Here is a 25,859-nt window from a genome sequence, read left to right on the forward strand (position 1 = left end):
ACGGGGCCGGAGAATCTGACGTTTGTGGCGATTAGTCAGCGTTCCTGAAGGATTTATGTATGCTCACTCGAATCGGACAATTAGTCGCGATGAGTTCAATTCTTTTTGCTTCGACCTTAACGGGCCAGCAAGAAACAACGACTGCTGGAGCAAAATGCGCCTCGCCTGAAATTGTGAATGATTCGAAATATAGCCCCGGACAAGTGTGGAGTTACAAGAACCGGACGGGCGAGAGTTCCTCCACGATTACGATCTTGCGCGTGGAAAGCCTTCCGAAAGTTGGCATTATTGTTCATGTAAGGATCGATGGAATTAAGCTGAAAAATTGCAGTGGCGGTCCCTCGCCTAACACTATCCAAGACGCTCCGTTTGCCAAAGATGCGATTGATCGCAGTGTTGTCACCCTGATAAAAGAGCGCCAGCAAATACCCGAATATGAAGCAGGTTATTCCGATTGGAAAGCGCACTGTGGTGGTGTTTATGCCATTACAGTAACCGAAATGTTGAAGGCGGACGAAGCAACTTTCAACAACGGAACGAATTGCTCTGAATAATTAACGTTGTACCGATGATCAATTAGAAGGAGTCATGTGTCTTCACATATTTCGAATGAACGTCCTGCGCCGGATCAGGTGCTTGTTGATATTGCTGACTACGCGCTGAATTACTCGGTTGAAAGCGAGCTGGCGTGGTCTACGGCGCGGGCTTGCTTGATTGATACGCTGGGCTGCGGGCTTGAGGCGCTGGACTATCCGGCGTGTACCAAGCTGATGGGGCCGATTGTGCCGGGAACCGTGGTGCCGAATGGTGCGCGGGTGCCGGGGACGCCGTATGTTTTGGACCCGGTGCAGGCGGCGTTCAATATCGGCGCGATGATTCGTTGGCTGGACTTTAATGACACCTGGCTGGCGGCGGAGTGGGGACATCCTTCCGACAATCTGGGCGGAATTCTGGCAGTGGCGGATTGGATTTCGCGTACCAATGTTGCTGAGGGCAGGAAGCCGCTGACGATGCGCGATGTGCTGTGCGCGATGATTCAGGCGCATGAGATTCAGGGATGCATTGCGCTGGAGAATTCGTTCAACAAGGTTGGGCTGGATCACGTGGTGCTGGTGAAGGTGGCTTCGACCGCAGTGGTGAGCAGGCTGCTGGGGCTGACTCGGGAGCAGACGATCAACGCAATCTCTCTGGCTTGGGTGGATGGGCAGAGTTTGCGGACGTATCGTCATGCGCCGAATACAGGGAGCAGAAAGAGCTGGGCTGCGGGCGATGCTACGAGTCGCGCGGTGCGGCTGGCGCTGATGGCGAAGGCTGGTGAGATGGGCTATCTGACGGCGCTGACGGCGAAGACGTGGGGATTTTACGATGTGAACTTCAAAGGACAGCCGTTCAAATTTCAGCGGGCTTATGGCACGTATGTGATGGAGAATGTGCTGTTCAAGATCAGCTATCCGGCGGAGTTCCACTCGCAGACTGCGGTGGAGGCGGCAATGACGCTGCATGGAGAGTTGAAGCAGCGCGGGCTGACTGCGGATGCGATCAAGAGCATTACGATTCGCACGCATGAGGCTTGCATCCGGATTATCGATAAGAAGGGACCGCTGGTGAATCCGGCGGATCGCGATCATTGCATTCAATACATGGTGGCGATTCCGCTGATCTTTGGGCGGTTGACGGCGGCGGATTACGAGGATGGTATTGCCGCCGATCCGAGGATTGATGCGCTGCGCGAGAAGATTGCTTGCGTGGAGGAGCCGCAGTTTACGCGCGATTACCACGATTCTGAGAAGCGGTCGATTGCGAATACCCTTCGGGTCGTTCTCGCAAATGGTGACGTGCTGGAACAAACAGTCGAGTATCCCATTGGGCATCGGCGACGGCGGGAGGAGGGATTGCCGCTGCTGGCTGCGAAGTTCAAGATGAACCTGGCACGGCGGTTTGCGGCTGGGCAGCAGGAGCGGATTCTGGAGGCTTCGCTGGATGCGAAGCGGTTGGATGCGATGGCTGTGAATGAGTATGTGGATTTGTATTTGCCGTGATGTATAGGCCGGTCAGCGGGAGTATTGCGGTAGAACAAACAAAAGACAAAAGCAGGTCCCTCGACTCACCACCCCCGAGCTGAAAGACGCTCGGGGCCCCGTTCGCTCGGGATGACACATTTGAGAGAGCATACAGCGGCGGTGGAGAGCGAATTACTTTTCGCGCGAAGGTACGACGAGGCTGGATAATGGACTCGCTCCCCGAATCCATTTTGTGCTGGTGTATCTTGCTGGATATTCGTTCTCGTTGCCCGCTGGTTTTCCGTCTTGTTCTGTTTGCCGCTGCGCTGGGAAGCACGTCTCTGTGCGCACAGCGGCCGCCTAATTCCAATGCTTATTATCAGCAACTCAGAAACCTGCTGCCTGGCGGTGAAGTGATCGCTGTGCATCATCTGGAGCTGAAGCGCGATGCTGCGGTTTTCACGTTTGAAAGCGGCGATATTGCGTTTTATGGCGAGGTGAATGGCAAGGTCACCGGCGCGGTCTTTCGCGGGCAGGGTCACCTGCATCTGACGCCTCCCACGCTCGAAGAGCGGCATAATCTGCGCATTCTGAGCCATGCGGAGGAGTTCGATGAGGACTTTGACCAGGTTGTGATGCGCTTTACGGACAAGACCGCCGCGGAGCTGCATCAGGCTGGTGCGGGCAAGGGCGGCGACAGCAAACCGCTGATCCAGAGCGCGATGGAGCTGCATACTTTTCAGCGGCTGAAGCTGTTTGAGAATATCGATCTGCGTTTGCTGGAAGACGTGCTAAGCCCTGCGGATGGGGGATTTTTTCTTGCCGCGATGCATGGAAAGAAAAATCCGCACCTGATTTTTACGCTGGACCCGGATGGGGCGCGGCATGTGGCTCCGGAAGAGGTGTCGCTGATGGCGCTGAATGACTGGGGAGAGACGTACTTGTGCGCGTTTTCAGCCGGCGAGGGACACGCCCATGCGAGGAGCCGGTCTGACAGCGGCGCATACCGCATCGATCGCGAGGACCTGGATACAACGATTGAGAAGAACGGGTTTTTGACCGGCATGGCGACGCTGCATGTGGTCGCGCTGCAGGATGGCGTTGCGGCGGCGCGGCTGTCACTGTTCCCGACGCTGCGCGTGAGCAACGTGGCTGCACTGGGATCGACGGGGACCAGCGGCGAGCCGATGGATTATGTGCAGGAGAAGAAGGAAGAGGATGCGGACTTCGGCGTGATTCTGCCGCATGCGCTGAAGAAGGGCGAGGACGTTTCCATCCGCATTACTTATGGCGGCAAGGATGTGGTGACGAACGAGGGCAATGCGAACTACTACCCGACGGCGCGCGAGAGCTGGTATCCGAACGCCGCGCGCGGGTTGGGCGATTATGCGACGTATCACATGCTCTTCCATGTGCCGAAGGGACTAAACCTGATTGCCACGGGCACGCGCGTGAATGAGACGAGCGACGGGAAGATTACGACCTCCGAGTGGAAGACGGATGTGCCGCTGCCGGTAGTGGGCTTTAATCTTGGCCGCTTCACGATGAAGGAAGGCGTGCTGCCGGGCAAGCTGGGCGACAATCTGACGATTGATGCATACGCAAATACGACTCCGCCGGATGAGTTTGCGAAGCTGAGCGAGGCAAACCTGGGAAACTTCAACGCTCCTGGCATGTTGCCGCAACAGTTGAGCGAGGGCGAGGTCGCGGCGCAGATTTATACCAACTACTTTGGGCCGCTTCCGTTTGCCAAGGTGGCGCTGACGCAGCAGTTTGCGTGCGATTACGGGCAGAGTTGGCCGATGCTGGTGTATCTGCCGATCTGCGGATTTCTGGACAGTACGCAGCAGCACTTTATGGGACTGCATCCGGAGGACATGTACTGGAAGGTGGTGACGGCGCATGAGGTGGCGCACCAGTGGTGGGGCCAGACGGTAGGCTTCCGGAGCTATCGCGACCAGTGGATGAGCGAAGGATTTGCCGACGCCTCGGCTGCGATGTTTCTGCAGGGCACGCGCACCAAGAACAACGACTTTCGCGACTTCTGGAAGGAGCAGCGCAAGTTGATTACAGAGAAGAATGCGCAGGGGTTCCGGCCGATTGATGTGGGGCCGGTGACGATGGGTTTTCGGCTGGCAACGGAGAAGACAGGGTGGAATGTGTATCAAAATCTTGTCTATCCCAAAGGCGCTTACATTCTGCACATGATCCGGATGATGATGTGGCAGCCCAAGGATGGCGACGCGCGGTTCATGGAGATGATGCATGACTTTGTGTCCACATATCGCCTGCAGGTTGCGACGACGGAGGATTTCAAGGCCATTGTGGAAAAGCACATGACACAGCAGATGGACATGGATGGCACGCACACCATGGACTGGTTCTTCCGGCAGTATGTGTATGGAACGGACTTGCCGGTGTATCACTTTGAATCCCAGACGACGGCGGCGGAGAACGGAAACGTGAGCCTGCATATCAAGCTTGTGCAGTCGGGCGTGCCGGATAACTTCCGGAGCATTGTGCCAATTTACCTGGAATTGCAGGATGGCAAGGTATCGCAACTGGGATCGGTGCGGATGAATGGCGACACGACGCTGGAACAAACGGTTCCGCTGGCAAAGCCGCCGGCGCCGATCAAAAAGGTATGGATCAACTACAACTATGACGTGCTGAGCCTGGAAAACTAGCCAGGGGAACTGCGCGTTTGCGCTGGCTGCTGCTGTATACTCCTCACAAATTATGATTCCGGGCGGAGGTAAGACTGTGCATTTCGCTAGAGTTCGCGCATTTGCCGCCGCTGTGGTGGTTTCAGTTGCTGTTGTGGCATCGGCCCAGTCTGGCACCGTTCTCAAGCCGGCTGACCTACAGAAGCTGCTGCCTGCCACGGTGTATTACAAGGGACAGTCCGCGCCGGTGCAGCTTCGTAACTCCAGCGGAGTAAAGTTTGCCGATGGTTATAACGTGCTGGCCGCGATGGTGGATACCAGCGGCTACTCGAGCGATGTGTCTGCGAAGTATCAGGCATATTTCATTACGGAAGTTACGGTGAAGCTTGGCGGGCAGGTGTTGGCGGCGGGGATTTACGGGGCCGGAATTGCGGGCGGCAAATTTGTGCTGACGGATGTGGGCGGCCACGATGTGTTGACTTCACCTATGGCCACCGATGACGCGACTAAACACCCGGTTCCGCTACAATTTATCTCCACCGGCGGCGGGTACCGGCTTTATCTGGGACGGCAGTTTGTGACGCTTAGCAGGTAGGTACAGACGTGCAGTGGCGGTGATGCGAGGAGGAAAAATGCGATCTAAATTGTATTCCGAGCCCGGCAGCCGCAACTTCCCACAGCACGGCCCCGTCAGTAAGATAGAAGCACACTCGAACTTCCCGTCACGCTCCAGGGAGAGTCTGCGGGAGGACTTTTGCCATGCATAACCCGGAAGCCATCCAAGTCGATAATGACGCACGCCTAATCCCCGTCTGGTCGATTGTCCTGTCTGTGGCGGCCTTTACTGTGGTGGAGTACTACTTCTGGATGGTGCTGCCAGCCACGCGCCACCATGCGCCGCCGCCGCTGGGCTTCCGCATCTACTTCAACCTTTCATGGGGACTGCTGGCCGCGATTTACTTCCTCATGGTCGGCTACGTGAGCAAGGATGCGCCGCGCCGGGCGATGAGCGCGCGCTTCTGGATGGTGCTCTGCTTTGTGATGCCGGGCGGCATTGGCGCGGTGCTCTACTTTCTGCTGCGGCAGCCGCTGGTTTCAGCCTGCCCGGCATGCGGAACGTTTACGCAGAGCGACTTTCATTTTTGCCCGCAGTGCAACTACCAGCTCACGGCAAACTGCGGCAACTGCTTCCGCACGGTGCGCTCTACCGACCAGTACTGCACGCGCTGCGGCCATGAGCTGGCTGAGGACCACATGCCGGCTCGGCTGCACTTGATGGGCTGAAACAGAGATCAGGGGTCAGATATCCGTTGATGCTGAGCGCGCCAGCCCCAGAGCGCGCATTTCCTCTACAATCGTGCTTGGCATGGCACTTTCCGCGCTCATCGTCGATGATGAACAACTGGCCCGCGACGAGCTGAAGTATCTGCTCGACCAGGTGGGCGGCGTGGACGTGGTGGCGCAGGGCGAAAACGGCATTGAAGCGATTGAGCTGATTGAGGAGTACCACCCGGACCTGGTGTTTCTGGATGTGCAGATGCCGGGGCTTGACGGCTTTGGAGTGCTGAAGCAATTGGTGGAGCGCGGCACGGCGAAGGCTGCCGGAAATGCAGGCGAAGAGCCGGAGCCTCTGCCGCAGATCGTCTTTGCCACGGCGTACGACCAGTACGCCGTGCGGGCGTTTGATGTGAACGCCGCGGATTATCTGCTGAAGCCGTTTGATCGAGGGCGAGTGCAGCAGGCCGTGGAGCGCGTGAAGAGCCGCATGGCCGGCGGCCCGGATGCAGGTTCCGCGACACATGCGCCGTCACAGTCCCAATCGCAAATTGACGCGCTGCTGAAGCTGCTCGGCAGCAGGCCGGGCGCAGCGGCGCAGCATGCCAAGCTGATTGTGCAGGCGCAGAGCCGGCTGCTGCTGGTGGACCAGGCGGAGATCTGCTATGCGTCGATTGACGAGGGTGTGATTCACGTGGTGACGCAGCATTTTGAAGGACAGTCGAAGTGCCGCACGCTGGAGGAGCTGCTGGAACAGCTTGATCCCGCGGTCTTCTGGCGCGCGCATCGCGGGTTTGTGGTGAACATCAATCACATACGCGAGGTGGTTCCGTGGTTCAAATCGAGCTACCAGCTTCGCATGAACGACAAGAAGCAGACGGAGATTCCGGTAAGCCGCTCGCAGACGCGCCATCTGCGCGAGTTGTTCAATCTGTAACTGTTTGTTGATAGTTTCCGAAGATGATTCCCCGCATGGAGAGCCCTGCATGGCCCGTTGTTTGCTGTCTTCACTCAAGCTGATTGCCATTTTTGTTGCTGTACTTGTTTTTTGCGGAGAGATGTATGCCGAACCTGCTGCCGGCACAGTCACAGCGCTGCTGGTGAGCGATGTACACTTTGAGCCATTTTGGGATCCGGCGAAGGTTCCGCAGCTTGCTGCCGCGCCGGCGAGCGAGTGGAAGACGATCCTGGCTGCGTCTCCGTCTCCGGATCAGGCGCAGCGATTTGCCGCGTTGCAGCAGACGTGCAAGACACGCGGCGAGGATACGGACTACACGCTGCTGGCTTCAAGTCTGAGGGCCATGCACGCGCAGGCCGCCGACGCGCACTTTATCACCATCAGTGGCGATCTGATAGCCCATGCGTTTCCGTGCAAGTGGGCGGCGGCGATGCCGAATTCGAAGCCTGGCGAGTATGAGGCGTTTGTGGTGAAGACGCTGGAGTATGTGCTGGATACATTTCGCGCTGAGTTTCCTGGCGCGCCGGTGTATGCGGCGCTGGGCAATAATGACTCCGGCTGCGCGGACTATAAGCTGGACGCGAACAGTACCTTTCTGGCTGCGGCGAGCAAGGCTTTTACGAAGCAGCTTACGGCGGCGGAACGCAAGGCCGCAGCGGCGAGCTTTGCCGCGCGTGGAGACTTCAGCGTCACGCTGCCTGCGCCGTTTGAGCATACGCGACTGCTGATTGTGGACAATATTTTTCAATCGAAGAAGTACCAGACATGCGGCGGCAAGGATGATTCTTCCAGCGCACAGGCGCAGAATGCGTGGCTCAAGAGCGAACTCGATAAAGCGAGGCAGGAGCACGAGAAGATCTGGGTGATGGGGCACATTCCGCCGGGTGTGGATCCCTATTCCACCATCAGCAAGATGAAGAATGTCTGCGGCGGCAAGGAGCCGGAGCTATTTCTGGGCTCGGACGATCTGGCCGACACGCTGGCAGGCTATGGCGATGTGATCCGGCTTGCGATCTTTGCTCACACGCACATGGACGAGATGCGGCTGCTGATGCCCGCGAAAGACAGCGCGGCCAAGCCTGTTGCGCTGAAGATGGTTCCTTCGATCTCGCCTATCGACGGCAACAATCCATCCTTCACGGTTGCGTCGGTTGATCCCGCTACAGCTACAATGCGTGACTACCGGGTAATTGCCGCATCGAACCAGACAGGCGTGGATACGAAGTGGGAGCAGGAGTATGACTACGCGCAGGCCTACCACAAAGCTGCCTACGCGGCGGAGGATGTGAAGGCGCTGATCGATGGGTTTGTTGGCGATCCGGATGCGAAGACAGGAGAGAGCCAGAGCTATCTGCACGATTACTTCGTGAAGGATCGATCTCTGGAGCTGAAGCTCTTCTGGCCGCAGTACAGCTGCGCGCTCGCGAATATGAGCGCGGATGCGTATCGCGCTTGCCGCTGCCCGGCGAAGTAGCTATTGCTTGTTGACGTCCACGTAGTAGAGGTCCGTCGCAATCTGGAAGTCGTCTTTACCGAGCGGCGACTGCATCCATTGCCACTTTGTGGTGGGATGAATGATCTGCCAGTGATCGGGCGTGCCTACGCGCACCGGCATGGCGAAGTCGTCTTCGTCGGCGTCCCATTTGTACATGACCAGGTTGGGTGACTCGCCAAAGAGCAGTTCAAGACGCGGGATGCGCGCCTGGCGAAGGTACTGGTTGAAGATGGGCGTGAGATTCATGGCAGTGTGCGTGTTGAAGTATGCAACGATATCTTCGGTTTGAATCTGCTGATGCTGGAAGTGCTGATACATACCCTTGATCAGTGCGAACCATTTTGTATCGTCATCGACCACGCTGCGGAGCGTGTTGAGCATGAGCGCGCCTTTGAAGTATTGGTCTTCCGTGGGATCGGCATTGACGCCGCGCTCAGCAACAATGGGACGCAGGTTATATATCTTGGGCCTGTAGCCACTTAGATACTTGATAGCATCGGCCTTGCCCCAGCGGTATTCGACATACAGGCTTTCGAGATATGTATCCCAGCCTTCGTGAATCCACATATCGGATGGGTCCACGGCGGTGATGCTGTTGCCGAACCATTCGTGGCCGCTCTCGTGAATGATGATGAAGTCGAACCTGGGACTGATGCCAACGCCGGTCCAGTCCTTGCCGTAGTAACCGTTCTTAAACAAGTTGCCATAGGTGACGGCGCTCTGGTGCTCCATGCCGGTGTAAGGGGCCTGAATCAACTTATATCCGTCTTTTGCGAAGGGATACTCGCCGAAGTAATGTGTGTATGCCTCGATCATGCCTTTGGCCTGTGAAAACTGCGCTTTTGCTTTGTCCAGATCCTCAGGAAGCACGTAAAAGTCGAGCGGCAGGTCGCCGAATTTATCGGAGAAGTGAACATAGTTACCTATGTTCAGCGAGACATCGTAGTTATTGATTCCATAACTGATGTGCCAGTCCCAGCGCGTGTAGCCATCGCCCAGATCTGTCTTGCTTACGAACTTGCCGTTTGAGACATCGACAAGTCCGCTGGGGATGGCGACGCTCAGGTCCATGCTTTCGCCTTCATCGCGCCACTGATCCTTGTTGGGCCACCAGACGCTGGCGCCGTCGCCCTCGCAGGCGGTATTGATCCAGTCGTGGCCGGAAGAATCTTTCTTGAAGGTGATGCCGCCGAAGCGGCCGACCTCCGGCGGATTGCCGGAGTAGTAGAAGTCGATGGACACGATCTGCCCGACGCGCAGCGTGGACGGGAAGTTGACGAAGACGGCGGTGCCGTCGCGCTCATATTTGAGCGGCGTGTCTCCGAGGAGGATCTTGTCGATGTTCAGCTTGTCCGTCAGGTCGAGCTGGATGCGATCGCCGGGCTTGAGCATGCGGAAGCGGAAGGTGTTTTTGCCGCTGATGTATTTCTTTTCCGGATCGAGGCGGATGTCGAGGTGGTAATAGAGCAGCTTGTTGTTCTCGCGGTATGGCCCGTAGGCGCCGCGGAGCATATCGGCACGCGTGGGAATGGGCGCGCCTGCGTCATTGGGCCGGATGCGCGGCTGCGGCCTGGCGGGTTGCGCCTGGGTTTGTCCAGTTGCTTGCCCAGTTCCCTGACCAGCACCCTGGTTCGCATTCTGTCCGCTCTGTTGTGCTACCGCTGCGCAGCTTATGGCAACCGAGGCCGCAAGCACTGAAAACAACTTCACCCACATTGCACGCATTTGTGTTTTTGTCCTTTTAGCTTTTAGCCGATCTGGAAATAAGTGGAGTAGCGCTCGTCGAGAATCTTGCACATTGGCTTGAGCCGAATCGATTCGGTCTGTCCGCGCGCTTCAAAGTCGAGCGCGGCGCCGGAGATCTTCTCGACCCACATTTCGCCGGCCTTGCGCTGAATGCGCGGCATGGCGAGCGCAGGCAGCTTTTTCATTTCGGGTCCTTCGTGATTTTCAATGAGCGAGCGTGTCAGGCCATCGCGTCCCATGGATGCGGCGAGCGTGAGCGGGCCATAAGCGACGGCGGCAAGATCGGGGCTGCCTGGGACGGAGAGCTCGCGCAGCTTCATGGGCAGGGTCATTTCGACACGATCGCCATCGTGCCATGTGCGCTGGAGGGCAATGTAGCCGTCGCTTGCAGTTGCGAATGAGACCGCGCGGCCGTTGATGGTGACATGCACATCGTCTGCCCAGCCGGGCTTGCGCAGGCGCATGGTGAATGCGGATGGCTGCGTGGCGTGAAGCAGGAGCGTTGTCTTTTCTTCTTCCGGAAAGAAGGTGTGCTGTTCGATGCGCAGATGCTTCTCCGGCCACTCCACGTAAGAGGCAGCGAAGTGATTCACATAAATGCTTTCGGCGTCACGGAAGTAGAGCGTGTCGGTGAGCTTGGAATACTCTTCAATGCCGGAGCCGGTGCAGCACCAGTTGGAGTCAAACTGACTTCCGAAGGTCTTCCACGCGCCGGCGGCCGTGGGCACGTAATACATGAGCATGCCTTCAGGGCTTTGCGTGCCCATGCGGACGTTCCACAGGAGGCGTTCGTAGTAGTCCATGCGGCGGGCTTCCGGGTTCCAGCCGAAGAGATGGCGCGTGAGCTTGAGCATGTTATAGCTGCAGCAGCACTCCTGGCCGTCGGCGGCCAAATGCGTGCCGGCGGTATCGGGCGCGCTCCAGCCTTCGGTGGCGTTGGAGGTTCCGCCGGCGGCGAAGGTGTGGTGATCGACGATGGTGGACCAGAAGTACTCGGCGATGGTGTGGTAGCGTTCGCTGCCGGTGAGCTCGTAGCCGCGCGCCGCGCCGATTACCTTGGGAATGTTGGTATTGGAGTGCAGGCCGTCGAGCTTGTCCTGCTGCGCGGCCAGCGGATCGAAGAATTTCTTGTGTTCAAAGCGCAGGCCGCCGTCGAGATACTTCTTTTCGCCGGTGATTGCGTATAGATTGAAGAGCGCCTCATTCATTCCGCCGTGCTCGACAAGCTGTACGCGGGCAAGCTCTTCATCGGTGAGCGGGCCGATCCAGTTGATGGCCCAATCTGCCATGCGCGTGGCGGTTTTGAGCGCGGTATCGCTGCCGCAGTGGACGTACATGTCAATGTGGCCGGCGAGAATCTTGTGGTAAGTGTAGAAGGGTGCCCAGACCTCCTGATAGTGGCGGAGGCGATCGTAAAAATTTTCAGGATATGCGCCGAGATAGCCGTTGGGCTTCTGGCATTTGGCAAGTTCTTCCACCAGATTGATTGCCTTGGCTCGCAGTGCTTCATCCCATGTGGAGGCATACATGAGCGCACAGGCGGAAAGATAATGGCCGCCGGCAAGATGGCCTCGCAGCTCGCCGTCCGGCAGCTCCCAGCCGCCCAGGGATTGCGCATTGGACGGAAGCCCGGCGGTGATGCGGAAATTATGCAAAAGGCGGTCGTTCGGGAGCATGAAAAGATAGACGCGGTTGCGTTCCTGCGCCTCTTTGAGCGGGCCATAGAGAAGGCGCACCTGCTCCATGGGAAACGGCTGCGCCTTCCAGGGAATGGTTTCCGTGACCGCGTCCGAAGCCGCAAGAAGCTGTCCAGGGGCGAAGGCGGCGGCTGCCGCAAGTGCGGCCGAGGATCCGATAAAATGGCGGCGTGAGATGGGGTGCATTGAGGTTGCTCCTGTGTGGAAAAGCCGGCGCTGAATAGCTTAGCGGAGCGATGGCCGAATGAGCTTGAGCGTTTCGATTGTATTCTATATTTGTTTTACCAACCGATTCCCGAGTAATCTGCTATGAAAACCGCGGAATCCATCCGCAAGATGACTGTGATTGACTCGCACACGGCGGGCGAGCCGACGCGATGCGTGCTGGCTGGCATGCCGGAGTCTGTTTTCAGAAAGAGCGCAGGCGCCCTGGCGGAGCGCGTGGAGCGGCTGAAGCGCGAGCATGACGGTCTGCGGAGGGCGATCCTCTGCGAGCCGCGGGGATCCGATGTGCTGGTTGGGGCCTATCTGCTGGAACCGGATGAGCCGGATTGTGCGGCGGCAGTTGTGTTCTTTAACAATGCAGGCTATCTTGGCATGTGCGGCCACGGAACGATTGGCGTCGCGGTAACGCTGGCATATCTGGACCGCATTGCGGCTGGAACGCATAGATTACAGACGCCAGTAGGTGTGGTACAGGTACATCTCAAAGATACGCATACGGTTACGGTGGAAAATGTGCCTGCGTATCGATATAAGACGGGCGCGCGCGTAAGCCTGCCGGGCGGCAACGCGGTGACGGGCGATGTGGCGTGGGGAGGAAACTGGTTTTTTCTGGCACAGAATCACGGGCGGCGGCTTGCGCTCGATAATGTAGAAGAACTGACGGAGTATGCGTGGGAGATTCGCACGCAGCTTGCAGCGCAAGACATTACGGGCGCAAATGGCGCCGAGATCGATCATATTGAATTATTTTCCCCACCTCTGGACGCGGCGAATCATAGCCGCAATTTTGTACTCTGCCCTGGAAAGGCGTATGATCGCTCCCCCTGCGGGACGGGAACAAGCGCTAAACTTGCGTGCCTGATTGCCGATGGCAAGATTACACCGGGCGAAGCATGGCGGCAGGAAGGAATTCTGGGCACTGTTTTTGAAGGCCGCGCACGTGTAGAGAATGATATGGTGCATCCTTCCATCACAGGTTCCGCATATATAACGGCAGAGGCTACATTGCTCTTTGATCGGGAAGATCCATTCCAGAACGGGATTGGTGCATGAACCATCATTTCGACGCAATTGTTGCGGGAGCCGGCATTGTGGGCGCGGCGTGCGCTGCAAGCCTGGCGCGCACGGGAATGCACGTGGCGCTTGTGGACCGCGGCGGAGTCGGCAGTGAAACGACTTCCGCGGGCATGGGACACATTGTGGTTCTCGATGACTCCGAGGCGCAATTTGCTCTGACGCGCTACTCGCAGCGGCTGTGGCAGGAGCTTGCGCCGACGCTTGCGGCGGAGGCGGAATATGAGGCTCTGGGCACCGTGTGGGTGGCGGCGAACGATGAGGAGCTGGCGGAGGCGGAGCGGAAGAGCGCGTACTATAACGAGCGCGGAGTGCCGGCAAAGATGCTGAGCTCGCGCGAGCTGGCGGAGTATGAACCGAATCTGCGTGCCGGTCTTGCGGGCGGGCTGTTTATGCCTCAGGATGCGATTGTGAATCCGCCGGCAGTGGCGATGCACCTGGTGACGCTGGCGCTGGCGCATGGGGCTGAGCTGCTTTTGGGCTGCAAGATTAACTCCCTGCGCAGAGGCGAAGCTGTGCTTGAAAAGGGCGGCGTGCGGCTGACCGCGCCACTGCTCATCAACGCCACATGCGGATGGGCTACAGATTTCGATCCCGGACTGCCGATACGGAAGCGCAAGGGGCATCTGGTCCTTACGGAGAAATATCCAGACCTTGTGCGGCACCAGGTGGCCGAGCTTGGGTATTTGAAGAGCACGCATGCCGCGGAGTCGGATTCTGTGGTGTTTAATGTGCAGCCGAGACCGAACGGACAGATACTGATCGGCGCCTCACGCCAGTATGACAACGAGGATACGGGCGTAGATAAGCGCATAGTGGATGCGCTGCTGAAGCGGGCGGCGCAATACATGCCTGCACTGGCTACAAAGAAAATGGCGACGACGCGAGTGGGCTTTCGCGCGGCCACACCGGACAAGCTGCCGCTGATTGGCCCTGTTCCGGACGATGAAACGCTCTGGCTGGCCACCGGGCATGAAGGGCTGGGCATCACGACATCGCTCGGCACGGCGGCACTGATTGCAGCAGCGCTTACGGGGTTGAAGCTGGAGATTCCGATTGAGCCGTATCTGCCTGCACGATTCGACAACTAAGTAAAGAGGATTTCTTATGCAGTGGAAGGGCGTTATGCCGGCGATGACGACGGCATTTGACGAGCAGCTCAATGTGGATCAGGGCTTTGTGGCGCGCCATGCGCGCTGGTTGATTGAGAATGGCTGCACCGGCATCATCTGTCTTGGCTCGCTTGGGGAAGCGGCAACGCTGACGTTTGATGAAAAGATTGCCATTGTGAAGACTGTCGTGGATGCGGTCTCACCGGCGACTCCCGTAGTGGCGGCTATCTCCGCGCTTGCGACGACGGAGGCGGTGAAGATGGCAGAGGCTGCCGCAAAGGTTGGCGCGCAGGGGCTGATGATTCTGCCGCCGTATGTATACAAGGGCGACTGGCGCGAGATGCGCGCGCATGTGGCTGCGATCCTGACAGCGACGCCGCTTGAAGGCATGCTTTACAACAATCCAGTGGCTTACGGCACGGACTTTACTCCGGAACAGATTGCCGATCTGGCCGATGAATTTCCCAATCTTGTTGCTGTAAAAGAATCCTCGACGGATGTGCGACGCGTGACTGCGATTCGCGCTCTGACGGGCGACCGGCTGGCGATCTTTATGGGCGTAGATGATGCGATTGTCGAAGGTGTAGAGGCGGGCGCCGTGGGCTGGGTTGCGGGCGTGGTCAATGCGCTGCCGCGCGAATCGGTGGAGGTCTTCGACCTGGCCGCAAGCGGCGATAAGCAGGCAGCCTTTGCGCTTTATCGCTGGCTTCTGCCGCTGCTTCGCATGGACACCGTGCCGAAGTTTGTGCAGCTGATCAAGCAAGTGCAGGAAGAGCTGGGCGCGGGCAACGCGCGAGTGCGGCCGCCGCGGCTGCAGGTAGTGGACGCGGAGCTTGCTGAGACACGCGCGGCTGTGGCTTATGCGCTGGCGAATCGCGTTGCCGGGGCGAATGTAAGCACGCCGTTCCAAAGATGAGCAAGGGGGAGCGATTGGCTTCCTATTTCGCTTTGCGCTGCAGGCAGGGCTTATCGGCGCGGTTTGCCCCATCCGCCGCCGCCCGGCGACTCGATTCGCAGCCGGCTGCCTGCTTTAAGCTCCAGCGTGCATTTGCCGGGCAGGATGCGTTGGACACCATCTTCGATTGCTGTGGTGATTCCGCTTGCGCCGGGCGAGCCGCCGCTCAGTCCCCAGGGATGCAGCGTGCGGCGGTCGGCAAGCAGTGTGACCTGCGCGTCGCTGAGAAGCTCAACCTCGCGCACTACGCCATTGCCGCCCGCATGCAGGCCCGCACCGCCTGAACTGTGCCGCAGCGCGTAGCGCGTCACGCGAAAGGGATAGGCGTACTCAAGCGCTTCCGCCGGCGTATTCAGCGAGTTGGTCATGTGGGCATGATGCGCGCTGGCTCCCGCGCTCTGCGGCGATCCGCCATGTCCGCCGGCGATGGTTTCGTAGTAGGTGAAAGGCAATCCGGTACGTGGATCGATGCCGCCGATGGTTAGATTATTCATCGTGCCGGAGCTTGCTGCCGGAACACGCTCCGGGCATGCGGCCGCGAACGCGCGCAGCAGCACATCCACGATCCGCTGCGACGTCTCAACATTGCCGCCCGCAACAGCCGCGGGAGGCCGCGCGTTGACAACGGTTCCCTCAGGAGCGATGACGCGAACAGGGCGCATGAGACCTGCTGTAGCGTGGCTAGTCGTGGCGCGGCCCTGCGCATACATCAGGCATCGCAGGACATAAAAGACCGCTGACCATGTAATGGCATAGACCGCGTTGATGCTGCCTGCGGCCTGATGGTCCGTGCCGGTGAAATCGACCTCAACTCTTCCGCGTTTCGGATCGATTCGCACGGCTACACGAATGCCGATCGGCTTTGCATGTACGCCGTCATCGTCCAGAAAATCTTCTGCGCGGAATTCACCCGCAGGTAATTCGCTCAGCATGGCGTGCATCCGCTTCTCCGAGCGTGCAAGCAGGGCGCGTACACTCGCATCGAGCCGAGTCTCTTTGGAACTTGTGGATCCAAAGCGCGCGGCAAGCTCGCGCATACGCTCGATGCCCACATGGCATGCGCCCATCTGCGCGGTCAGGTCGCCTTCGCGCTCCGCGGGCGTGCGCACATTCGCCAGCAGAATCGCCTTCACCTGCGCGTCCATCTTACCTGCATGCATCAACTTCACAGGCGGAATGCGAATGCCCTCCTGCGCGATCTCGCGGCATGGGCCCATCGAGCCAGGGTACATGCCGCCTACATCCGCATGATGCGCGCGATTGGCTACGTAAAATGCTGGACTGCGCTCGCGACCGATGAAGACCGGCGCGACCATTGTCAGGTCCGGAAGATGCGTGCCGCCGCGATAGGGATCGTTGAGCAGCGCCACATCGCCGGGCGCAAGATCGAAGGCATCGAGAGCCGCGCGAACGGACATCGGCATGGAGCCAAGATGCACTGGCATGTCGTCGCCCATGGCAATCAGATCGCCGCGGGCACCAAAGACTGCCGAGGAATAATCGCGGCGCTCTTTGATATTGGGCGAGAAGGCGGTGCGGCGCAGGGCCGCGCCCATCTCGACGGCGACGGAGTGTAGTGCCGCTGCGATCACCGCTATCTCCGCAGGGTCCGGCATATTGTTGCGTGCGCGTTTCATCGCTTTCCTCCTGCCTTCAAGATCAGATTGCTGTGCGCATCGACCGACGCCGCCCATCCAGACGGCACAAACGTGGTGGCGGAGAGTTCCGTCACCACTGCTGGACCGGCAAAGCGGTCCCCGGCGCGCAGCTTTTCGCAATCGAGCAGCCATGCACGCCGCCAGCGGCCGCCTTCATAAATTCGATGCGCCGCGAGCCTCGCCTGCCGCGCGTTGCCGGGCTTGAGTTTTTCGGAACGCGTGCGTGGAGCAGCGGTTCGCGCAATCGCTATCACGCGCAATGTAACGATCTCTATTGCGCGCGAGGCATCCTTGTAGCCGTAGCGCTTTTCATGCAGCGTGTGAAAACGCCGAGTGGCGTCGGTATTTCCTTTGTCCATACCCCAGGGAACGCGGAGCTCGAAGCCCTGACCACGATAACGCATCTCCGCGAAGCGTTTCATTTCGGGCTTCAACCTGTCTGCGGCGAAGACCGCTTTAGCTTCTGCTTCGAGTTCGCGAAAAATGCGCGTCACATGCGTATCCTTTGGGCTCACCATTACAGTCCGTGCGAACTCACGCTTTACATCTGCATCGAGAATTCCCATTGCGGAGAGAGCGCCGGGCGCAGCGGGAATTACTACCTGCTTTATGCCGAGCGCACTTGCCAGTTCGCAGGCGTGCAGTGGGCCTGCGCCGCCGAAGCCGATCAACGCGAAACCGCGTGGGTCGTGACCACGCTCTACAGAAACTCGCCGAAGCGCCGCATCCATTTCCGCATTGGCCACGCGCACGATTCCCTCAGCCAGCGCTTCAATAGACTCCATCGCGTCATTCTCGCGGAGCAACTGGTCCAGCGCAGCACGAGCGCGCTTTGCATCAAGTTGCATTCCGCCGCCGAGAAAATTGTCTGACGCAAGACGGCCTAGAACCAGGTTCGCATCTGTTACTGTGGCTCGCTCTCCGCCTCGCCCATAGCAAGCAGGTCCTGGCGCGGCTCCAGAGGATTCCGGTCCTACGCGCAAGAGGCCACCGGAATCAAAGTGGGCTATCGATCCCCCGCCAGCGCCTGCGGTGTGAATCTCCAGCATGGGCACGCCTACGGGCAGACTTGCTACTTCACCTTCGATGGTTACTTCCGGTTCGCGCGCTGTTTCCAGGAGCGCCACGTCGGTCGACGTTCCACCCATGTCAAAGCTCAGCGCCTGTGCGATACCAGCACGCCGGGCTACGCTCAGCGCGCCCATGACCCCGCCGGCGGGACCGGAAAGAATTGTTCGCACCGGCTCCTCTGCCGCGACGCGCGCCGACAGAATTCCGCCGGAGGACTGCATGATGCTTAGCTTTCCGGCTAGCTTATCTTCCATGCCGCGGATGTAGCGCTCCATCTTTGGCGCAATGTATGCATTGATCACAACCGTGGAAGCGCGCTCGTACTCGCGGAACTCCGGCAGAATTTTGTGCGACAGGCTTACCGGCAAACTCAACTGCGCAAGTGCTGCGCCAATAGCTCGCTCATGCACTGGATTCGCGAAGCCAAACAGGAGCGATACCGCGATGGACTCCGCGCCACCAGCGTGAATCTGCTCGCGCAGCTCAGTCAACGTAGCCTCATCGAGAGCACATATCACTTTGCCGTCTGAACCGATGCGTTCCGCCGCGCCGATGCAGATGCGTGTCAGCGGCTCGGGACGATGCTGATTCCAGTCATACAGGCTGGGACGCGCCTGACGCGCCAGGGCCAGCGTGTCCTCAAAGCCTGCGGTGGTTACAAAGGCCACGCGCGCGCCTTTGCGCTCAAGCAGCGCGTTTGTCCCGACTGTCGTTCCGTGACGCACTTCCACTTCATCCGCGCTCGTTTGTGCGGCAATTTGCGCCACGGCTTCCAGCAGCGCGCGGCCTGGGTCTTCAGGCGTTGAAGCCACCTTCACCACATGCACGCGCCCGCCTGCGCGAAAGACACAATCGGTAAAGGTGCCACCGGTATCGACTGCAATGACAATACGCTTGTTCATCAGAAGCCAACATATCAGGCGTGGCGCATGTTTTTCCGCTGGACTGTCGCGAGCCTGGATGAGAAAGTGAAAGCTCACCTCATGCCCGCCAGTTCACAACCCTTTCGCTGGTCCGCAGCCACCCCGGCGCAACGCCGCGTTGTGATCGCGGCTGGGCTCGGCTGGATGCTGGATGCCTTCGATGTGATGCTCTACTCGATCATTCTGGCCAGCCTGATGTCCGCCTTCGGCATGAGCAAATCGACAGCAGGGCTGCTCAACGCGCTCACACTCGTCGCGTCGGCGTGCGGCGGAATTCTCTTCGGCTTGCTTGCGGACCGCTTTGGACGCAGGCCGATGCTCTCGGTGTCGATCCTTGTATATTCCATCTTTACCGCGGCCTGCGGGCTTTCGACCACGATCCCTGCTCTGGCAATTTGCCGGTTTCTTCTGGGCCTGGGCATGGGCGGCGAGTGGAATACCGGCGCTACGCTTGTGGCCGAGACATGGCCCGCCGCGCTGCGTGGACGAGCGCTGGGCATTGTGCAGAGCAGTTGGGCGGTGGGTTATGCGCTTTCCGCGCTTGTAGCCGGGATCATTCTGGCGCATTTCAGTTGGCGCTATGCCTTCTTTGCCGGCATTCTACCGGCGATTGCCGTTCTCTGGATTCGCCGCGAGGTTCCGGAGCCGGAGGTCTTTCTGCGGGCACGTGAGACCGCGACTTCGCGCTGGTCTCTTCGTCCGCTTATTCTTCGCCCGTTTCTCAGGCCACTCATCCTGCTCACCGCAGCCAACACCTGCGGCATGTTTGCATGGTGGGGACTGTTCACGTGGATTCCCGCGTATCTTGTGCTCGATGCGGCGCACGGCGGCCGCGGCTTCAGCCTGTTGAACCTTACCGGCTTTCTTGTCGCGCTGAATCTGGTGGGAATGCTGCCGGGCTATCTGCTCTTCGGCGTGATCGCGGATCGCTTTGGACGACGCCTGAGCTTTGTGATCTATCTTGCAGCCGCAGCGGCTTCGGTTGCGCTGTTTGCCGCTGCGCGCCAGCCTGTGGCCATCTTCCTGGCTGCCTGCGTCTCCGCATTCTTCGGCACGGGTTTCTTTACGGGCTCCGGCATTATCGCTTCGGAGATTTTTCCCACTTCTATCCGTGCTACCGCGCTTGGCATCTCGTACAACCTGGCCCGCGGACTAAGCGCGCTTGCTCCGTTCACGATCGGGGTGCTGGCAGAGCGGCACGGACTGGCCGCAGCCTTCACCGTCTCCGCTGTGGCCTTTGCGCTGGCTGCGTTCTTTGGGCTGTTCCTGCCGGAGACCGGCGGGGCTGGACTCGAAGTAGCATCATGCGCATCTTCGCTACAAACCTCATGACCGGCACGCAGGACATATCTTGCAACTGACTCTGCCGTACCGTATTCTCCGGTTTTAATGTTATGGCAAAATTTTCCTCGGCGATGATCGTGTTCGCGCTCGCCTCCGGCGCTGCAGTACGGATTGCGGCGGCCCAGTCTGCGCCTCCAGCGCCGGACAAAGTGTGGCATGCGCCTGCCGAGCAGGGCCTGAGTCGCAGTCTTGCAGCGCATCCGGAACAGAAATACGAGATTGACGCGACGCACAGCTACTCGCTGGCAGAACTGATCGATCTGGCCCAGCGGCATAATCCGGAGACTCGTGAGGCGTGGCAGGCGGCACGCGCGAAGGCCGATGAGCTTGGCATTGCCCGCAGCCAGCTCTTTCCCACGCTGACCGCAGTGGTCCTTGCGTCGTCCCTTCGCCAGGCTGCGCTGCTTTCTTCTCACTTTGATCGCCAGACCGAGGGCCTTTTTATTCCCGAGCTGCATGTGACCTGGCTCGTCTTTGACGGTGGCGAGCGCGGCGCGACCATAGATACAGCCAAAGCCAACCTGCTTGCCGCCGATGTAAGTTTTAATGACACGCATCGCAAGCTGATCTACGCGGTTTCTTCGGCTTACTATCATCTGCTGAATGCACGAGGGCAACGCGAGGCCGAAGAGGCGAGCCTGAAGAACGCGCAGGCCGTGGAAGACCAAGCTCACAGCCGGCTGGACAATGGGCTGGCCACCAGGCCCGATCTGTTGGAATCCACTGCCGCCCGCGCACAGGCCGAATACGATCTGCAGGCTGCCATCGGAACGGAAGCAATTGCGCATGGCGAGTTGGCCACAACGATGGGCCTGCCGCCTGAGACAGAGCTCACCGTGGTGGAGATCGACAAGCTGCAACCGCCGGCGGCAATGGCAGACTCGGTTGACAAGGAAATCGAACGCGCATTTTCGCAACGCCCGGAGCTGCTCACGCAGATTACGCGCCTGCGCGCTGCATCGGCATCGATCAAGGCGGCGCGTTCCGCCTATATCCCTTCGCTCGATCTGGTAGGCGATGGCGGCATGGCCCGCGCTTATGGCGAGCTGGATCAGTTGCCGCGCACCTACGCACAGGGTGAGTTGTGGGATGCGGGTCTGGAGCTGCGCTGGACGCTTTTTGACGGCCTGCGGCGCGAGCGAGAGATGGCTCGCGCGAAGGCCGAGAAGAAAGCTGCCGAAGCCGGCATTGACGCGCTGCGCGACCAGGTTTCAAATGAGGTCTGGGCCGCGTACACCAACATGCAGACAGCCTTGCGTCAGCAACAGGCTGCCGCGGCGCTGCTGGCCTCGTCAAGCGAAGCATACAATGCCACGCGCGAATCTTATAGTTACGGCGTTCGCAACATCATTGATGTCATCACTGCACAAAAGGCTCTGGCGCAGGCGCGCTCGGAAGACGTCTTTGCCCGCACGCAGCTTCTGCTGCAATCGGCCACGCTCGCCTTCCGCACCGGTGACCTGATCCAGCTTCCGCCCGGCAAAGGAACCCCTTGAAGCAAGCACGCAACATTCCGGCGCTCCTGCTTGCACTGCCGCCAGTTCTCTTACTGGCGGGCTGCTCGCATGCGCCCACATTCAACATCCTCGGCTCGTTTTTTCCCTCATGGCTGCTGTGCCTCATTGTGGGCATCTGCGTGGCAGCGCTGGTCCACTGGCTTCTAACGCGTTACAAACTTGAAAAGCTTATCGCGTGGCCTGTGCTGATCTACCCTTGCCTGGCGGCCTTCTTTTCTTTTTTTCTCTGGCTTATATTTTTCAGTTAGCGAGCATCACCTATGGCGAATGAAGAGACACAGAACGAACACGGCGTGCAGCGCTACATCGTCAGCGGCGGTATTCTGCTTGTCACCGCCATTACGGGCCTGCTGGTGCTGCGCCAGATCAATGACAATCCGCGCACGGACGACGCTGAAATCTTCGCTAACTACATTGGGATTGCTCCGGTTGTCAGCGGCCCCATCACGCATCTCTACGTGGCGGACAACCAACTGGTAAAGGCTGGCGATTCCCTCCTCGAAATTGATCCGCGCCCGTATGCATACGCGCTTGCGAACGCAAGATCCGAGAAGGCCACGCTGGAAGGCGAGATCGGCGACGAGCGACGCATCATTGCCTCCAAAGCCTCCGCAGTCGACGTCGCCAAAGCCAGCGCTGCGAGTGCGGAAGCGGCTTTGCATCGCGCAAACGCTGCCATTGCACAGGCCAAGGCCGAAGTGGGCAACGCAAAGGCTGCGCTTGATCGCGCCATCGCCGAGCAGTCTTATGCGGACAATAATCTTCATCGGCTGGAACCGCTGCTCGCCAAGCAATTCGTCACAGTGGACCAGGTGGATCAGGCGCGCACCGCATCTGTAGCCCGCGCGCAGGCTGTTGAACAGGCCCGCGCGCAACTCGCACTGGCGCAGGCAAGCCTGGAAGGCGCAAACGCGCTGTATCTTCAGGGGCAGGCAAATGTGATTGGCAGTGCGCATGGCGTACAGCAGGCGACGCACTCCGTCACCACGCTCGCGCCATACACCGAGCAACTCGGCGGGCGACAGGCAGCCATTGATACAGCGCAATACAATCTCGACAGTAGCCGCGTTATTGCGCCATTCGATGCCCGCGTAACCAATCTCACACTTTCGCAGGGCGCTTATGCCAGTGCGGGCCAACATATCTTCACGCTTATCGACACGCGCACATGGTGGGCTGTCGCCAACTTTCGCGAAACACAGCTTGCCCATATTCAACCCGGCATGAAAGCGGATGTCTACATCATGTCGCGCCCGGACATTCGCTATGAAGGCACAGTGGACAGCGTCGGCTTCGGCGTGACGCCCGATGCAGAGCTTGTCGGCAAACTCACGCAGCCTGGCCTGCCTGACGTGCAGCGCACGCTTAACTGGGTTCACCTGGCATCGCGCTTTCCTGTTCGCGTCCGCATTGATAATCCGCCTCCGGAGATCTTTCGTCTCGGTGAATCGGCTATCGTCATCCTTCGTGGCGATTCGTCTGTAATACCGCATCCCGTCCCGCACCACTGAGCACGTATATGAGTACAACTGGGGGCACCCCTCGAACAGGCTCGCACGTACTTCCTCACGACGAGCGCGTATCTTCGTGGTTTCCAGACTTTCTGCGCAAAGAACTCGCGCCCTATCCTGGCCGCGGCGCGATCGTGGCGCGCATGGTCATTGCGTCCACCATCACTGCCGTACTCGTTGTCGTCTTCCGCATTCCCGGCGGCGCAATCGCTGTGCTGCTGGCCATGATCCTCTCGCGCGAAGACATTGTTTCCACCACCTACTCGGCTGGTCTTCGCGTGCTCTCATTCGCTCTTGTTGCGCTCTTCGTGCCTGTCGGCGGGCGACTCTTCGCATCTGTGCCGATCATGCACTTTCTCTGGCAAGGGATCAGCATCTTCCTCTGTTTTTATCTGCTTCGCGCTCTGACTAACTTCGCTATCGCGTCCACACTCTGCCTCGTTGTCACCAACATTCTTACCATCTGGTATCTGCCCGGCCCAGCCGAACGCAATGTGAAGCTCACTCTCTGGCAGGTGGCCGCTGCCTGCGTTGGAGCTTTGGTCACGCTGGCCGTGGAACTGGTCTATTACGCATTCAACAAGCATGATGAAGTCATCACCGGCGTCGATAGCCGGCTCAAACAGATCGAAGAGCTGATGTTGGCTTATGCTGCCGGTGAACCGGTTCCGGCTACCGTTAACCGCGAGCTCTCGCGCTATGCCGTCGTAGGCGCAGGCGTTCTGCGCCGCCACATCGCACGCACTGCGGATGAGCCCATCCATCGCATGCGGATGAGCACACTCGTCTCGCTCACTGGCCGCTCCATCGACTTCGCCGCCGGCATGGCTGCCTCTGTGCCAAATTGCACATCTGACGAGCGCGAACGCATGGGTCGCCTTGCCCTCCGCATTGCGGAGATTCGCCATGGTCTGGCTATGCCCAACCAGCCGCAGCATCAGCCGGCACAATGGGAGCCGGAGCCGGAATCCACATCCACGCCTCTGCTCAGCGAGCTTGAAATCATCATGTCGCTGCTTCCCTCGGTTCTATCCAGTGATACATCGCTCGATCCGCGCCTCGAAATTCTCGATACTCCCAAAGAAGAATCCCGCATCCTTGTCCGCGATGCCTTCGCAAATCCCGAGTATCTTCGTTACGCGCTCGCCGGCACGCTTGCCGCCATGCTGTGCTACCTCTTATACGTGGGACTGAACTGGCCTGCGCTCAGTACCTCCGTCACCACCTGCGTACTCACTGGTCTCACGAACATAGGCTCCTCGCGTCAGCGACAGGTGCTCCGCATTACAGGCGTAATCATTGGTGGATTTATCTTCGGCATGGGCGCTCAGATCTTCGTTCTGCCGGCTATTGATAACATTGGCGGATTCGCGCTGCTCTGCGCCGCTGTCTCCGCAGTCGCCGCATGGATCACAACTGCAAGCTCTCGCCTCTCGTATGCGGGCCTGCAGCTTGCGCTCGCCTTTTATCTCATCGTCCTCAACGACCCGTCCCAGATATCGCTCACCGCCGCGCGCGACCGCGTTCTCGGCGTGCTGCTCGGCACCTTCATGATGTGGCTCGTCTTTGAGCGCTTCTATCGCCGGCCTGCCATGGACGTGATGATCGGCCAATTTATCCGCAATACGCGGCTGCTCGCCGAACTGGCCGAGACCACCCTGGTCGAAACAGACGCCAACACGATTGTGCGCGTCCGCTCCGTGCGCGACCGTATCAGCAGCGGCTTTCAAGAGGTCACCGCGCAGTCTGACGCCGTGCCCTTTGAAACCGGGCCGGAGCGTGCCGCGCACATGGCCGCGCGTGATCGCATTCGCCGCTGGCAGGCCGCTGAGCGAACCTTTTACCTGCTGCAATCCCCACTGCTTCAGTTCCGCGTCTTTGCAAATCCAGCGCAGCGCAATCGCCCCTTCTATAGCATTGAGAATCAGTTTCGCCTCACATGCGGCCAGGTCTTTCGCCGGATGGCAGAGCATATCGAGTGCCAGATCGGCTCCGGCGCGAAAGGCGCCACCGCACCAACCGCGGCCGAAGTACACCATGACCCCGTTCCACAACTTGTTCCGCTGCTGGATACATTGCAGGCTGAGTGCAAGGAGCCCTTCAGCGAGCGCGAACAGGCTCTCTTCCGCATGGCTCGCACGATTGGCGGCGTAGTGGACCGCATGGAGCAGGAGACTGCTACCGAGCTGCTCTTTTCCAGGGAGTAGCGTGCAAGACAACGCGATTTGGCCTGGCCTGCTCCCGGAGATCTTGGGTGCATCATCTTGACAGGCCAGGTTCAAAAGCAACTTGAGCCACCAGGGAGGCGGCTCGCTCTTGAACTACTGATTTTTTGGTGCCGAAGAAGGGACTCGAACCCCCACACCCTTGCGAGTACGTGGACCTGAACCACGCGCGTCTGCCAATTCCGCCACTTCGGCACGGGACACAAGTCAGGCACAAAGCCGACCGGCAGTAACCTTGAGTTTCGCAGATCATGGTTAGCATGTCAATTTGGCCAGCCTCTCAGCCAGGGCCGACGCATCTTAATTTCCGAGTAGTCGAAGCATGTAGTCATTGTCCCATCCGGCCTGTAGGCGCTTTCCTTTGATTCCGAGGTTGCATGTTTTGTCCTGTCGGAGCAGGTTGAGAG

General features: G+C 59.1%; 19 protein-coding genes and 1 tRNA gene. 15 read left to right on the forward strand and 5 right to left on the reverse strand.

Features of this window, described 5'->3' with window-relative positions:
* The first annotated feature begins 59 nt into the window (after positions 1-59).
* From ABSG47_RS12190 to ABSG47_RS12220, 7 genes are all read left to right on the forward strand, one after another.
* Positions 60-554 carry a hypothetical protein gene (locus tag ABSG47_RS12190; RefSeq protein ID WP_424169963.1) on the forward strand — a complete coding sequence of 165 codons (495 nt, stop codon included), beginning with the start codon at positions 60-62 and terminating at the stop codon, positions 552-554.
* A 36-nt stretch (positions 555-590) separates the two neighbouring features.
* Complete coding sequence (locus tag ABSG47_RS12195; RefSeq protein ID WP_424169964.1) at positions 591-2,039, forward strand: bifunctional 2-methylcitrate dehydratase/aconitate hydratase; 1,449 nt, start codon at positions 591-593, stop codon at positions 2,037-2,039.
* 188 nt (positions 2,040-2,227) lie between these two features.
* A complete protein-coding gene (locus ABSG47_RS12200) occupies positions 2,228-4,687 on the forward strand; it encodes a M1 family aminopeptidase (RefSeq protein WP_424169965.1) in 2,460 nt (819 codons plus the stop codon).
* A 76-nt stretch (positions 4,688-4,763) separates the two neighbouring features.
* Entirely contained in the window at positions 4,764-5,261 is a 498-nt protein-coding gene (locus ABSG47_RS12205) for a hypothetical protein (RefSeq protein ID WP_424169966.1), read from the forward strand.
* Between the two features lie 164 nt (positions 5,262-5,425).
* The gene (locus ABSG47_RS12210; protein WP_424169967.1) at positions 5,426-5,950 is read left to right on the forward strand and encodes a zinc ribbon domain-containing protein; all 525 of its coding nucleotides are present in this window, start codon (positions 5,426-5,428) and stop codon (positions 5,948-5,950) included.
* A gap of 82 nt (positions 5,951-6,032) precedes the next feature.
* On the forward strand, positions 6,033-6,878 hold the full coding sequence (locus ABSG47_RS12215; protein ID WP_424169968.1) for a LytR/AlgR family response regulator transcription factor: 846 nt from the start codon (positions 6,033-6,035) through the stop codon (positions 6,876-6,878).
* Positions 6,879-6,927: 49 nt separating this feature from the next.
* Positions 6,928-8,373 carry a metallophosphoesterase gene (locus tag ABSG47_RS12220; protein WP_424169969.1) on the forward strand — a complete coding sequence of 482 codons (1,446 nt, stop codon included), beginning with the start codon at positions 6,928-6,930 and terminating at the stop codon, positions 8,371-8,373.
* Here the strand turns inward: ABSG47_RS12220 and ABSG47_RS12225 are convergent, their stop codons facing one another.
* Positions 8,374-10,119, reverse strand: coding sequence for a M1 family metallopeptidase (locus ABSG47_RS12225; RefSeq protein WP_424169970.1), 1,746 nt, complete (start codon positions 10,117-10,119; stop codon positions 8,374-8,376). It lies immediately after the preceding gene.
* Between the two features lie 23 nt (positions 10,120-10,142).
* A complete protein-coding gene (locus ABSG47_RS12230; RefSeq protein WP_424169971.1) occupies positions 10,143-12,023 on the reverse strand; it encodes a glycoside hydrolase family 127 protein in 1,881 nt (626 codons plus the stop codon).
* Positions 12,024-12,146: 123 nt separating this feature from the next.
* Here ABSG47_RS12230 and ABSG47_RS12235 point away from each other — a divergent pair, with 123 nt between their 5' ends.
* The 3 genes from ABSG47_RS12235 to ABSG47_RS12245 are packed head-to-tail and all read left to right on the forward strand — an operon-like array spanning position 12,147 to position 15,164.
* Positions 12,147-13,115 (forward strand): proline racemase family protein, encoded by a 969-nt coding sequence (locus tag ABSG47_RS12235; protein WP_481133034.1) that lies wholly within the window; start codon positions 12,147-12,149, stop codon positions 13,113-13,115.
* On the forward strand, positions 13,112-14,227 hold the full coding sequence (locus ABSG47_RS12240; RefSeq protein ID WP_424169972.1) for an NAD(P)/FAD-dependent oxidoreductase: 1,116 nt from the start codon (positions 13,112-13,114) through the stop codon (positions 14,225-14,227). The genes ABSG47_RS12235 and ABSG47_RS12240 overlap by 4 nt, the downstream gene beginning before the upstream one ends.
* A 16-nt stretch (positions 14,228-14,243) precedes the next feature.
* On the forward strand, positions 14,244-15,164 hold the full coding sequence (locus ABSG47_RS12245) for a dihydrodipicolinate synthase family protein (protein WP_424169973.1): 921 nt from the start codon (positions 14,244-14,246) through the stop codon (positions 15,162-15,164).
* A gap of 50 nt (positions 15,165-15,214) precedes the next feature.
* Here ABSG47_RS12245 and ABSG47_RS12250 read toward each other — a convergent pair whose 3' ends face one another.
* Both ABSG47_RS12250 and ABSG47_RS12255 read right to left on the reverse strand, forming a co-directional pair.
* On the reverse strand, positions 15,215-16,840 hold the full coding sequence (locus ABSG47_RS12250; RefSeq protein ID WP_424169974.1) for a hydantoinase B/oxoprolinase family protein: 1,626 nt from the start codon (positions 16,838-16,840) through the stop codon (positions 15,215-15,217).
* A complete protein-coding gene (locus tag ABSG47_RS12255) occupies positions 16,837-18,834 on the reverse strand; it encodes a hydantoinase/oxoprolinase family protein (protein WP_424169975.1) in 1,998 nt (665 codons plus the stop codon). Before ABSG47_RS12255 ends, ABSG47_RS12250 begins: the two co-directional genes overlap by 4 nt.
* 66 nt (positions 18,835-18,900) lie before the next feature.
* On the opposite strand from ABSG47_RS12255, the gene ABSG47_RS12260 reads away from it, so the two are divergent.
* The 5 genes from ABSG47_RS12260 to ABSG47_RS12280 all read left to right on the forward strand — a co-directional run bounded on the left by ABSG47_RS12260 (position 18,901) and on the right by ABSG47_RS12280 (position 25,434).
* Complete coding sequence (locus tag ABSG47_RS12260; RefSeq protein ID WP_424169976.1) at positions 18,901-20,187, forward strand: MFS transporter; 1,287 nt, start codon at positions 18,901-18,903, stop codon at positions 20,185-20,187.
* 62 nt (positions 20,188-20,249) lie between these two features.
* The gene (locus tag ABSG47_RS12265; protein ID WP_424169977.1) at positions 20,250-21,695 is read left to right on the forward strand and encodes a TolC family protein; all 1,446 of its coding nucleotides are present in this window, start codon (positions 20,250-20,252) and stop codon (positions 21,693-21,695) included.
* Positions 21,692-21,964: a YtcA family lipoprotein gene (locus ABSG47_RS12270; RefSeq protein WP_424169978.1), complete on the forward strand. Its 273-nt coding sequence runs from the start codon at positions 21,692-21,694 to the stop codon at positions 21,962-21,964. The genes ABSG47_RS12265 and ABSG47_RS12270 overlap by 4 nt, the downstream gene beginning before the upstream one ends.
* 12 nt (positions 21,965-21,976) lie before the next feature.
* A complete protein-coding gene (locus tag ABSG47_RS12275; RefSeq protein ID WP_424169979.1) occupies positions 21,977-23,227 on the forward strand; it encodes an HlyD family efflux transporter periplasmic adaptor subunit in 1,251 nt (416 codons plus the stop codon).
* A gap of 8 nt (positions 23,228-23,235) precedes the next feature.
* Entirely contained in the window at positions 23,236-25,434 is a 2,199-nt protein-coding gene (locus ABSG47_RS12280) for a hypothetical protein (protein WP_424169980.1), read from the forward strand.
* Between the two features lie 126 nt (positions 25,435-25,560).
* Here the strand turns inward: ABSG47_RS12280 and ABSG47_RS12285 are convergent.
* A tRNA-Leu gene (locus tag ABSG47_RS12285) sits at positions 25,561-25,647 on the reverse strand.
* Between the last annotated feature and the right edge of the window lie 212 nt (positions 25,648-25,859).

Source organism: Occallatibacter sp., from assembly GCF_049510455.1.
GTDB lineage: Bacteria > Acidobacteriota > Terriglobia > Terriglobales > Acidobacteriaceae > Telmatobacter.

Excerpts from the sequence above, each read along its gene's own strand:
- ABSG47_RS12225 (WP_424169970.1), bottom strand. The coding sequence starts at position 10,119 with ATGCGTGCAATGTGGGTGAAGTTGTTTTCAGTGCTTGCGGCCTCGGTT.
- ABSG47_RS12200 (WP_424169965.1), top strand. The coding sequence starts at position 2,228 with ATGGACTCGCTCCCCGAATCCATTTTGTGCTGGTGTATCTTGCTGGAT.
- ABSG47_RS12190 (WP_424169963.1), top strand. The coding sequence starts at position 60 with ATGCTCACTCGAATCGGACAATTAGTCGCGATGAGTTCAATTCTTTTT.
- ABSG47_RS12275 (WP_424169979.1), top strand. The coding sequence starts at position 21,977 with ATGGCGAATGAAGAGACACAGAACGAACACGGCGTGCAGCGCTACATC.
- ABSG47_RS12250 (WP_424169974.1), bottom strand. The coding sequence starts at position 16,840 with ATGAAACGCGCACGCAACAATATGCCGGACCCTGCGGAGATAGCGGTG.
- ABSG47_RS12255 (WP_424169975.1), bottom strand. The coding sequence starts at position 18,834 with ATGAACAAGCGTATTGTCATTGCAGTCGATACCGGTGGCACCTTTACC.
- ABSG47_RS12230 (WP_424169971.1), bottom strand. The coding sequence starts at position 12,023 with ATGCACCCCATCTCACGCCGCCATTTTATCGGATCCTCGGCCGCACTT.
- ABSG47_RS12280 (WP_424169980.1), top strand. The coding sequence starts at position 23,236 with ATGAGTACAACTGGGGGCACCCCTCGAACAGGCTCGCACGTACTTCCT.
- ABSG47_RS12215 (WP_424169968.1), top strand. The coding sequence starts at position 6,033 with ATGGCACTTTCCGCGCTCATCGTCGATGATGAACAACTGGCCCGCGAC.
- ABSG47_RS12220 (WP_424169969.1), top strand. The coding sequence starts at position 6,928 with ATGGCCCGTTGTTTGCTGTCTTCACTCAAGCTGATTGCCATTTTTGTT.
- ABSG47_RS12235 (WP_481133034.1), top strand. The coding sequence starts at position 12,147 with ATGAAAACCGCGGAATCCATCCGCAAGATGACTGTGATTGACTCGCAC.
- ABSG47_RS12265 (WP_424169977.1), top strand. The coding sequence starts at position 20,250 with ATGGCAAAATTTTCCTCGGCGATGATCGTGTTCGCGCTCGCCTCCGGC.
- ABSG47_RS12245 (WP_424169973.1), top strand. The coding sequence starts at position 14,244 with ATGCAGTGGAAGGGCGTTATGCCGGCGATGACGACGGCATTTGACGAG.
- ABSG47_RS12240 (WP_424169972.1), top strand. The coding sequence starts at position 13,112 with ATGAACCATCATTTCGACGCAATTGTTGCGGGAGCCGGCATTGTGGGC.
- ABSG47_RS12210 (WP_424169967.1), top strand. The coding sequence starts at position 5,426 with ATGCATAACCCGGAAGCCATCCAAGTCGATAATGACGCACGCCTAATC.